Origin of the sequence: Romboutsia ilealis (assembly GCF_900015215.1) — a bacterium.
Classification (GTDB): Bacteria; Bacillota; Clostridia; order Peptostreptococcales; family Peptostreptococcaceae; genus Romboutsia; species Romboutsia ilealis.
In genome coordinates this window covers 1,758,206-1,770,262 of the sequence record NZ_LN555523.1, presented here as the reverse complement: position 1 = coordinate 1,770,262, position 12,057 = coordinate 1,758,206, and the positions used below count along the sequence as shown (strand labels likewise).

9 protein-coding genes are annotated in these 12,057 nt (G+C 27.5%); 8 read left to right on the top strand and 1 reads right to left on the bottom strand.

The features are described from left to right. Window positions 1-394: 394 nt before the first annotated feature. From recA to CRIB_RS08295, 4 genes are all read left to right on the top strand, one after another. The gene (gene recA, locus CRIB_RS08310; RefSeq protein WP_180701923.1) at window positions 395-1,441 is read left to right on the top strand and encodes a recombinase RecA; all 1,047 of its coding nucleotides are present in this window, start codon (window positions 395-397) and stop codon (window positions 1,439-1,441) included. 249 nt (window positions 1,442-1,690) lie between these two features. Then, a complete protein-coding gene (gene rny, locus CRIB_RS08305) occupies window positions 1,691-3,229 on the top strand; it encodes a ribonuclease Y (RefSeq protein WP_180703702.1) in 1,539 nt (512 codons plus the stop codon). Between the two features lie 712 nt (window positions 3,230-3,941). Next, on the top strand, window positions 3,942-4,223 hold the full coding sequence (locus CRIB_RS08300) for a hypothetical protein (protein WP_180701922.1): 282 nt from the start codon (window positions 3,942-3,944) through the stop codon (window positions 4,221-4,223). Window positions 4,224-4,348: 125 nt separating this feature from the next. Then, window positions 4,349-6,127 (top strand): UvrD-helicase domain-containing protein, encoded by a 1,779-nt coding sequence (locus tag CRIB_RS08295; protein ID WP_180701921.1) that lies wholly within the window; start codon window positions 4,349-4,351, stop codon window positions 6,125-6,127. A gap of 35 nt (window positions 6,128-6,162) precedes the next feature. Here CRIB_RS08295 and CRIB_RS08290 read toward each other — a convergent pair whose 3' ends face one another. Continuing rightward, window positions 6,163-6,981: an undecaprenyl-diphosphate phosphatase gene (locus CRIB_RS08290; protein ID WP_180701920.1), complete on the bottom strand. Its 819-nt coding sequence runs from the start codon at window positions 6,979-6,981 to the stop codon at window positions 6,163-6,165. 129 nt (window positions 6,982-7,110) lie between these two features. On the opposite strand from CRIB_RS08290, the gene CRIB_RS08285 reads away from it, so the two are divergent. The 4 genes from CRIB_RS08285 (at window position 7,111) to CRIB_RS08270 (ending at window position 12,007) form a co-directional block, all read left to right on the top strand. Continuing rightward, window positions 7,111-8,019, top strand: a complete 909-nt coding sequence (locus CRIB_RS08285; protein ID WP_180701919.1) for a tyrosine-type recombinase/integrase — start codon at window positions 7,111-7,113, stop codon at window positions 8,017-8,019. Between the two features lie 82 nt (window positions 8,020-8,101). Then, window positions 8,102-9,547, top strand: coding sequence for an adenylosuccinate lyase (gene purB / locus CRIB_RS08280; RefSeq protein WP_180701918.1), 1,446 nt, complete (start codon window positions 8,102-8,104; stop codon window positions 9,545-9,547). Between the two features lie 227 nt (window positions 9,548-9,774). Further along, window positions 9,775-11,274, top strand: a complete 1,500-nt coding sequence (gene yjeM / locus CRIB_RS08275) for a glutamate/gamma-aminobutyrate family transporter YjeM (protein ID WP_180701917.1) — start codon at window positions 9,775-9,777, stop codon at window positions 11,272-11,274. 280 nt (window positions 11,275-11,554) lie between these two features. After that, window positions 11,555-12,007 (top strand): MarR family winged helix-turn-helix transcriptional regulator, encoded by a 453-nt coding sequence (locus tag CRIB_RS08270; protein WP_180701916.1) that lies wholly within the window; start codon window positions 11,555-11,557, stop codon window positions 12,005-12,007. Window positions 12,008-12,057 lie beyond the last annotated feature (50 nt).

Genomic DNA, 12,057 nt, shown 5'->3' with positions numbered 1-12,057 from the left:
CTATCTTTTATTAAATTTAGTTAGAATAAAAAAATTATCTTAAATTAGGAAAATTATTATAAATAAAACTTGTATAAAAATACAAATAAAAGTTTATAAATAAAATAAGTATGGTAAAATCTTACTGAAGATAAATTTTAATTTTATATTAAAACTATAGCCTATAAATATAAAACTATATTTCGTATGTGTCTAAATATAAAGTAAATTATATACAATTAACATAAAGGAGATTAGTTTTCTTAAATATTAATTTGAGTGATAGAAATATATATTATTATTGATGACGATAAAGCAGATTTTTGTAATTGACGGAGAGTATTTTATGATATATAATAGTTATATGAAATAGAACGAATGTTTGGTATTTATGAAAATGAAAGGAATGATATAGATGAATATAGAGCAAGAAAAACTAAATGCGCTTAATCAAGCATTAGGTAAAATAGAAAAAGAGTTTGGAAAAGGATCAGTAATGAAGCTTGGAGAAGCTACGTCGATGTCAATTGATGTTATATCAACAGGATCGATAGGTCTTGATATAGCAGTTGGTATAGGTGGACTTCCAAAAGGAAGAATAATAGAAGTATATGGTCCAGAATCTTCAGGTAAAACAACAGTTGCACTTCACACGGTAGCAGAGGCTCAAAAGCAAGGTGGAATAGCAGCATTTATAGATGCAGAACATGCACTTGATCCAGTATATGCAAAAGCATTAGGTGTAGATATAGATAACCTAATAATATCTCAACCAGATACAGGGGAACAAGCACTAGAAATAGCAGAAGCACTTATAAGAAGTGGGGCTATAGATATAATAGTAGTCGATTCGGTTGCGGCACTTGTTCCAAGAGCAGAAATTGAAGGAGATATGGGAGACTCGCACGTTGGTCTTCAGGCTAGACTTATGTCTCAAGCACTTAGAAAATTAACGGGATCTATAAAAAAATCTAACTGCGTTGCAATATTCATAAACCAATTAAGAGAAAAGGTTGGTGTAATGTTTGGTAATCCTGAGACAACAACTGGAGGACGTGCTCTAAAATTCTACTCATCAGTAAGACTAGATGTTAGAAAAATAGATACTATAAAGCAAGGGGATAAGGTATTAGGAAGTAGAACAAGAGTTAAGGTTGTTAAGAACAAAGTGGCTCCACCATTTAAACAAGCTGAATTTGATATAATGTATGGAGAGGGTATATCTAAAGTTGGTGATTTATTAGATATAGCATCAGATATAGATATAGTTAAAAAATCAGGAGCTTGGTATAGTTATAATGAGACTAAACTTGGACAAGGTAGAGAAAATGTTAAAAAGTTCCTACAAGATAACCCAGATTTAATAAAGGAAATAGACGAAAAAGTAAGACATTACTATAAATTAGACGAAACTAGAGAAAATGCTCAAGAAGAAGACGATACATTACTAAATTTAGAATAATAAAATAATACACACCTCCTATTAACTTGACATGCGATAGAAAAAATTATAAAATTAATTAAGGACATAGTATCTAAATATGATTTTTAAATAAAATACTCTTAAATGTTACAAATAGAGGATTTTATCGACATTACAATATATATCTTAGAAGTAATGATTGTATTTTTTCTATATGCTATAGTTTTAATTGAATTATAAAATTATTTAGACTCTTAAAATGTAATTTTGGGATTATTATCAAAGGAGGTGGGTGTCATAGATATAATAAGTATTTTATTAGGGATAGCGGTAGGTATTATTGCTGGTTATTTTGTGAGAAAAAATATATATGAGTCAAAAATTGGCCAAGCTAATAGTGAAGCTGATAGAATAATAAAACAAGCAGAAGATGACTCAAAGAGAATTCACAAAGAAAAATTATTAGAAGCACAAGAAGAAATTCATAAGTTAAGAACTGAATCTGAAAGAGAAAATAAGGAAAGAAGATCTGACTTACAAAAATATGAAAGAAGAGTTATACAAAAAGAAGAGATATTAGACAAAAAGTTACAAAACTTAGAACAAAAGGAAACAAGCCTAGGGGACAAGTTAAAGAATGTAGCTAGAAAAGAAGAAGAGGTTGAGGCTATAAAAAACCAGCAATTAGAAAAGTTAGAAAGTATATCAGGGATAACATCTGATAAGGCAAAAGAAATAATACTAACTAATGCTGAAAGAGACGTTAGAAGAGAAATGTCTATAATGATAAAGGAAATAGAATCTCAAGCTAAGGAAGAAGCAGATAAGAAATCAAGGGAAATAATAGGGTATGCTATACAAAAATGTGCAGCAGACCATGTTGCAGAAACTACTGTTACTGTTGTAAATTTACCTAATGATGAAATGAAGGGTAGAATTATAGGTAGAGAAGGTAGGAATATAAGAACATTAGAAACATTAACAGGAATAGACCTGATAATAGATGATACTCCTGAGGCTGTAATATTATCAGGATTTGATCCTATAAGAAGAGAAGTTGCTAGAATAGCACTTGAAAAATTAATAGCAGATGGTAGAATACACCCTGCTAGAATTGAAGAAATGGTTGATAAGGCTAGAAAAGAAGTAGACAGTATAATAAAAGAATACGGAGAACAAGCAGCCTTTGAAACTGGTGTACATGGGCTTCATCCAGAGTTAGTTAAATTACTAGGAAGACTTAACTATAGAACAAGTTATGGTCAAAATGTACTTAAGCATTCTATAGAAGTTGCTCATATAGCAGGTATAATGGCAGCAGAAATAGGAGCGGATATTAAACTTGCGAAAAGAGCTGGTCTTTTACATGATATAGGGAAAGCAGTAGATCATGAAATGGAAGGAACTCATGTTGAGATAGGTATGGACTTACTTAAGAGATATAAAGAATCTAAAGAAGTTATACATGCAATGAGTACACACCATGGTGATTATGAACCACAGACTATAGAAGCTGTGCTTGTGACTGCAGCAGATGCTATATCAGCAGCGAGACCAGGGGCTAGAAGAGAAACCCTAGAAGCATATATTCGAAGATTAGAAAAGTTAGAAGAAATAGCTAACTCATATGAGGGAGTAGATAAATCTTTTGCTATACAAGCAGGTAGAGAAATAAGAATAATGGTTAAACCAGAGAATGTTAGTGATGAAGATATTCATCTATTAGCTAGGGATATGACTAAGAGAATAGAAGATGAACTAGAATATCCAGGACAAATAAAAGTTAGTATAATAAGAGAAACTAGAGCAATTGAATATGCTAAATAATAAAAGGAGAGGTTAAATACCTCTCTTTTTTTATGCTTAAGGATATTATAATACTTAAAAAATGTAGATAAGTTCTAAATTTAAGTAATATCAATAGAATTGTTTTAATCGTAAAAAAGATTTTGAGTAACGTAGGAAATTGTTGATGACATGAATTGTTTCGTTTTCATAAAAATATATTGTTTTGATATTTGTATGTCAGATTTGATGGTAAAAATTAATTAATATTGTATAGATAATATAGTAAAAACTAATAAAAAGTTAAATTAATATATCATAAAATACAAAATATAGTGAGTATGCACTTAGATAGTGTAAAATATAGAAGCAAATAACTGACTTATAAATAATATTAAATTTATTACCATGGAAATAAATTTAATATAACAAGTTTTTAGTAAGATATACTTAATTAACTCATTGTGCAAGTTGATTTTTTACAATAATAAAACCAAAATAAATATAGTATCATAATATTATCATCATTAGTTTTTAGGAAAAAAATTATTTAGCATATATATCGTAGTTAGATAAATATATACAAGTAAATTTGATATAAAATAAGTTCTTAAATAAATATTTTTACAATTATATATAATATAGTAAAAATAGATTATTTTAGCAAATAAAGAAAATTATAAAATATTTAATTACATATACACTTAAGCAAATTGGTAATAATAAAAATACAACAATAAGAAAGGATGATTTTATGTTAAATAAATTAGCTAAAAACCAATATGTAAAAATAATAAAAAGTAATGCAGGTAATAATGGAATAGAATATGGAGTTGTATTGGAAGAGGAAGATGGTAAATATGATATAATGAGTATAGGCTTTGAAAATAAGAATGGTAAATTCATAGAGTATCCAACTAATGTTGAAAATTTAGTTCAATCTTATAATACTCAAGATGCACAATTTGATGAAGTAAAAGAAAATGAAGTAAGAAGAAAAATGAATATATGGTTAGAAAATAACTATAAAAGATAATTAGAGGGGGGAGTACATATACTCTCCTTTTATTGTGAAAATGTAAAATTTTTAACTATAAATATCAATATGGAAAAATTTATATTAAAATGATATAATTATTATAATTAAGGGGGGAATTTAAGGTGAACCAGTACACAAATATTAACTCTCAGCTAGAAGCTTTAAAGCTTAAAGATATAGAAACGTATTTTTATCAAAAAGTAGGCTATGGTGCTAGTATACTTCCTAAAGTGACACCTTTTAAGGGTATAAATACAGACATGTTATATATAAAAGATAATAAGTTACTATTTATAAAGTTTATGGACACAACGGAAGATTTATTTTTTATATTAGAAGAAGAGTTACTAGAAGTAATGAATGAAGAACATGAACTTTTAAAATTAAAAATGGAACAATTAAAATTAAATATAGAATATAATTATGTGTTTGTAATGCCGTATGTTAATATAGATAATTCGTATAAATTTAAAGATTTTATAGAAAAAAATTTAATAGATAAAACTAAGGTTGAAGAGATTTTAAATAATAAATCCTTAATAGACGAATATCTTAAAGGTGAAAATAATGAAATAGATTTAAATTTATTTTTATTAAAGATATGCCCAGAATACTATGTATTAAATGATAAAATACATTTAAATAATAGATTTAAAAAAATTTCATTTTACAGTGATGATTATAAATATAGTGCAACACCGTTAAGTGAAGAACAAATAAAGGACATAATATCTATAAACTATGGCAGTACATTATTTACAGGGGGATCAGGGACTGGCAAAACTACTCTTATGTTATCGAAAGTTATGAAACTAGCAAGAGTTTATCCTCATCACAGATTTTTGATACTAACTCATACAAAACAAGAAAGTAATGAGTTAAGAGAGAAACTACAAGCTTTATATAAAGAAAATACTAATATAGACGTATATACACTTAATTCATTTGTACTTAAATTAGCTAAAAAGTATAATTTAGTAGTTGACTATAATATGTTAAAAAAGGATTATTATAAAACTTTTAATAATATAGTAAAACAAGCTAGAAATATTATCAAAAATAAAAATATGTTTAAAGGCATATTTATAGATGAAGCAGAGAGCTTTTCTAAAGATGAAATTGAATTTATAAGAGAATTCCTATATAAGACAAAATATATATTTAATGTTTTTTCGTGCAATAGTTTAAATATATCAAATAATGTCAATATATTTAAGGACAACCTAGAAGGAATAGAATTTGATGAAAACATATATTTAAATAAAAATTATAGGCAGTCTAAAGACCTTGTTGATTTTAATAATAATTTCTGTGAAAATATAGATAAGTATATAAAAAAACTAAGAAGTAATGTTAAAAATACTGGATTTTATAAAACAGAGAATATAAAGCCTAAAACTAAATCTGTAGATATAATAAAAGTAAATGACTTAGAAGAACAAATAAGTTCTGTTATTTGGGAAATTGAATATTTTATAAATCAAAAAGGACTAGACTATTCAGAAATAGCAGTAATATATCCATATAATAAGAAAAAATTAAAAAGTGGAAAGATTATGTATTTCCAATATATGCTGAGAAAAGCATTAGAAAAGGCAAATATACCATATATATATGCAGAAGAAAACTTAACTAATATAAGTAAAAAAGTAGGTATAACAATATCTAATATATATACAATAAAGAATTTAGAATATAAGGCTTGTGTAATTTGTCAATTAGAAATGTTATACAATCATACTATAAATGACACAACTCAAGATTATCAGATAAATGATTTTATAGGAGACTTAAATAAAGTATATTTAGCTACAAATAGGGCTTGCGATTATTTAAGCATAGTTACAGCTTTCAATGAAGATAGTAGTGATATTATAAAGCTTCTTATTGAATCTAAATAAAAAGAAGCACTAAATGTGCTTCTTTTTATTTTAAATTATTTAATTAAAAAGAAATATCCAAGTACTAATATACCAAGAACTATTCGATAATATCCAAATACTTTAAAGTCATGTTTCTTGATGTAATCAAGTAAGAACTTTATAGCTAATATTGAAACTACATATGCAACAATAGATCCTGTTGCAAGGATTAACCATTCAAAACTAGTAAATGCAAAACCTGTTTTAACAAGTTTTAACGCACTTGCACCAAGCATAGTAGGAACAGCTAGGAAGAATGAGAATTCTGTTGCTACATATCTAGATGTTCCAAGTAAAACAGCACCAATTATAGTAGACCCAGATCTAGATGTACCAGGTATTAAAGCTAAACACTGGAATAAACCTATACCAATAGCTAACTTATAGGTAACTTGAGAAAAATTATTAACTGACGGTTTTTTATTTCTGTTTTCAAGCATAATCATAATTACACCATATACTATTAAAGCTATAGCCACTGTAGTTGGGTTAAAGAATAATGCATCTATTGTATCGTCAAATAATAAACCAAGTATACCTGATGGTATAACTGCTATAATAACTTTAATCCATAAATCTATAGTTTCATTTTTTTGAACTTTAGTTTTTGAACCATCAAAAGGATTTAGTTTCTTAAAGAAAATTGTAAGAACAGCTAGTATAGAACCAAACTGAATTACTACTAAAAATGTACTCATAAAAGTTTCTGATACATTCATTTTTATGAATTCATTAAATAAAATCATATGACCTGTACTACTTACAGGTAGCCACTCTGTTATACCTTGAACAATACCGATAAGAGCGGCTTTAAAAAGTTCCATTAATTCCATTAATTAAATTACCTCCTATGTAAAATAATACTCTTGGCAAATAAACGCTATGTATAAGTATATCAACAATATAAAATATATTCAATATATAGATTAAAATGTTAAAAAATATAAGAAAGGAGAATATCTATGGAGAATGAAAAAGTACTAGAAGATATAGAGTATGAAGTTTTTAAAGATTTTTCTAAAAAGCTAGAGCCTACCACTAGACATGACTATTTATCTAAGGTAATATTATTTAAAAAATTTTTAGAAGAAAAAGAATTAGTATATGCAAGTAAAGAAGACTGTAAAAAATTCATAGATTATGTTCAGACAATATATAAAAAATCGACTTGTGAGAAGATATATAGTTATTTACATAGTTTTTATAACTACTTAAAAAAGGAAGAATATATAGAAATAAATCCATTTAGATATGTTGAAAAGCCAACGGTTAGTAGAATAAAAAGTAAAGACGATGTACTTAGTATTCAAGAGATAAATAAGCTTATAGATACATTGTATAAATTAAATATAAGGGATAAAACTATAATAGTATTTTTAATAACTACTGGGTGCTTGCTTAATGAGCTAGTTAGTTTAAAATGGAAGGATCTTATGGTTGATGATAAAGATAACTACTACGTACGACTAGGAAAAAAGAAAAAAGAAAGAATCGTTAAACTACATCCATATTGCTTTAGATTAATAGAGGAATATAGACGTTACTCATTGTTACCAGAAGTTATAATGCCAACAGAAGATTTTGTTTTTACAACTCAAAAAAGTAATTATATAACAGATCGAAATGTCAGATTAATAGTAAGAAAAGCATTAGATTTAGCTGGGCTTTCAAATTACTCAGCTAAAGATTTTAGACATTCATTTGCGGCTATAAGTTTAAGGTTAGGAGCAGATGAAGAGGATGTTAAGAATCAGTTGGGATGGAGTGATAAATATTACGCTATAAGATACAAGTATGTATTAAATTTTGTAGATAGTCAAAGTGTAGATTACTTAATAGATAATGATGAATTTTTGATTAACAACAAATGAACAAATGTATAAAAATACTTGTTATTGTTCGTAATGTTTTATATAATTAGTATATAAATTATATTCAAGGAAGGTGCATATTATGATAGACAACAAATACACTACATATACAAATCCTCTGACAGATAGATACTGCAGTAAAGATATGAGCTATATATTCTCTCCGCAGTTTAAGTTTTCAACTTGGAGAAAGTTATGGGTTGCTTTAGCAGAAGGGGAAAAAGAGCTAGGTATAAATATAACTGAAGAGCAATTAGATGAATTAAGAAATAATATAAATAATATAAACTTTGATGAAGCTAGAAAAATAGAAAAAGAAGTAAGACATGATGTTATGAGTCATGTTAAGGCTTATGGGCTTCAATGTGATAAAGCTAAGGGTATAATACATTTAGGAGCAACTTCAGCTTACGTTGGAGATAATACTGACGTTATACAAATGAATGAAGCATTAAAACTTATAAGAGTAAAACTTGTTAATTTAATAAATAATTTAAAGGAATTTTCTCTTAAATATAAAGATGTTCCAACATTAGGATTTACTCATTTCCAAGCAGCTCAACTTACAACAGTAGGAAAGAGAGCTACTTTATGGGCACAAGATTTGATACTTGACTTAGAAGACTTAAACTATAGAATAGACAACATGAAACTAAGAGGTGTAAAAGGTACTACTGGAACACAAGCAAGTTTCTTAAGTCTATTTGAAGGTGATCATGAAAAGGTATTAGAACTTGACAAATTAGTATGTGAAAAAATGGGGTATAAGTCTTCTTATGCTGTAAGTGGACAAACATACACTAGAAAGTTAGATTATCAAGTTATAAGCATATTATCTGGGATAGCTCAAAGTATGCATAAAATGACTAATGATATAAGACTTTTACAAAGTTTAAAAGAATTAGAAGAACCATTTGAAAAAAATCAAATAGGTTCATCAGCGATGGCTTATAAAAGAAATCCTATGAGAAGTGAAAGGATAGCATCATTATCTAAGTATATAATAACTGAATCATTAAGCCCGGCTTTAGTTCAAGCAACTCAATGGTTAGAAAGAAGTTTAGATGACTCAGCTAACAAGAGATTAGCTATACCTCAAGCTTTTATGGCGGCAGATGCTATACTTGAAATAGGAATAAACGTTACAGATGGTTTAGTAGTATATGAAAATATGATAAATAAACATATAAATGAAGAACTTCCTTTTATGGCTACAGAAACTATACTTATGGAGGCTGTAAAAAGAGGCGGAGATAGACAAGAGCTACATGAGATTATAAGAGGGTATTCTATGAAAGCTGCATATAGAGTTAAGCAAGAAGGATTAAATAATAACCTGATAGATCTTATAATAGAAGATCCTGCTTTTAAAATGAGCAAAGAAGAAATATTATCTATAATGGATCCGAAAAACTTTGTGGGAAGAGCACCAGAGCAGGTGGTAGAGTTTGTGAATGAGACGTTAGAACCAGCTATAAAAGAATACAAAGAATTAATAGGGAATTTAAAAGTAGATTTACATGTTTAATTAAAAAAGAATTTAGTAAAAAGATCATGTATAGTATATATAAATATTTATAGCTATGCATGGTCTTTTTTACGTACAAGGAAATTAGGATATGAAATTTTTTGTGGATAACTTATAAATATTTTTAGACATACAGAATCTATAATAAATAAAAAATCCTTTATACATGAATTAAATATAATATAAATGTAAAAAGTAATATTATATTTAAGTAAGGAGGAATCATAATGAGTGAAAATACAAATACAACAAAAAAATTGACACTAGTATCACTGATACTTATGATTTTTACATCAGTATTTGGATTTGCTAATATGCCAAGGGCATTTTATCTTATGGGATATGCAGCAATACCATGGTATATACTAAGTGCAATGTTGTTCTTTATACCTTATGCATTTATGATGGCAGAGTATGGATCTGCATTTAAAAAAGAAACGGGAGGAATATACTCTTGGATGGAAAAATCTGTAGGGCCTAAATATGCTTTTATAGGTACATTTATGTGGTACGCCTCTTATATAATATGGATGGTAAATGTTTCATCTACGATTTGGGTTCCATTATCTAATGCTATATCTGGTAGTGACAGAACAGGAGAGTTAAGTTTATTAGGTTTAAGTTCTATCCAATCGCTAGGTATACTTGGATGTATATGGATAATACTAGTAACATTTATAGCTTCAAAAGGGGTAGAAAAGATAACAAAAGTAACTTCTGTAGGTGGTACTGCAGTAGCATTACTTAACTTAGTATTATTAATAGGAGGATTTGTAGTTTTAGCTTTAAATGGATTTCAGTTTAGGCAACCTATATTAAATATTGCAAGAGATTTTACAACTTCACCAAATCCAGCATATCAGACGCCTCTTAGTATTTTGTCTTTTCTAACGTTTGCAATATTTGCATTTGGTGGACTTGAGGTTTTAGGAGGCCTTGTTGACCAAACTGAAAATGCTGAAAAAACATTTCCTAAAGGCCTTACTATATCAGCTATAGTCATAGCGGTAGGATATGCAATAGGTATATTTGCTTGTGGTATGTTTACTAATTGGAATGATGTATTATCATCAGATAATGTTAATATGGCTAATGTTGCTTATGTATTAATGAGAAATTTAGGGTATGAACTTGGAATGACTTTTGGGATGAGTCAAACATCTGCAATGACTTTAGGCTTATGGATTGCCAGATTTGTTGGACTATCAATGTTTTTAGCTTTAACAGGGGCTTTCTTTACATTAACTTATTCTCCTTTAAAAACATTAATAGAAGGCTCACCTAAGAAATTATGGCCAGGAAAATTTGCTGAAATAAAAGATGGAATGCCTGTAAATGCTATGTGGATTCAAGCTATAATAGCTATTTTAATAATACTTGTAGTATCTTTTGGCGGAAGTAATGGTCAAGCGTTCTTTGCACTTTTAGTTCTTATGACAAATGTTGCAATGACTATACCATATATATTCTTGTCAGGAGCATTTCCAGTATTTAAGAAAAAGCAATTGGCTGGAGAAGTAGAAAAACCTTTTATGGTATATAAGTCTTATGGAATGGCTTTAACAGCATCAATAATAGTTAGCTTTGTTGTTGGATTTGCAAATGTATTTAGTATAATAGAGCCAGCTATAAATGGAAGAATTACAGATACAGTATTTATGATAGCAGGACCTATAATATTCTCTATTATAGCATTTATATTATATTACTTATATGAAAAAAAGTAGACTAGTAAAAAAGATAAGGTCCTATACCTTATCTTTCATTTTTTAGATTAAGAACATTATAATACTTTAAAAAATGTGGATGAATTCGGAATGTAAGTAATATTAATAAACTGGTTTTGAGTGAAAAAAATATTTTGAAATGATTAATTTACATAAGTGAAGCAAATTTTTTATAATGTTTTTAACTATTTTATGGTTTAAAATATTGTACTAATAAATTAATTAATGTAAACTATACTGTAGTTAATGAATTAACGATTTTTACATCTGGGGTGATAAAATGAAATGCATAGTGTCTGATACAATAAATTTTTTATCAAGGACATTTCCAAAGATATATTCTAGTCTTTACTTAGAATATTTAAAGCAATATGCATCTACATATAGTGTTAATAAAACACAATTAAGGGCTTTAATTATTATAAAAAATAATGAAGTGATAAGCATGACAGCTTTGTGTAATAGGTTGAATATTGAAAAAGGTAGTTTAACTAGTATGATAGATGATTTAACTGAAAAAGGTTACGTTATGAAGGAAAGAGATATAGTTGATAGAAGAAAGTATCTGATAAGTATAACAGAAAGTGGCGAAGAAATTGCTTCTGACTTTGTAGACAAATTAAAACTTAAATTAGAAGAAAGACTTATTAAACTTACTGAAGAAGATAAGCAAAAGTATATAGGTGCAGTTAAAACATTAGAAGAGATATTTGATAAATATGAACAAGAATAAAAGCAACCATTAATGGTTGCTTTTACTATATTTAGTATCGATATTTGATA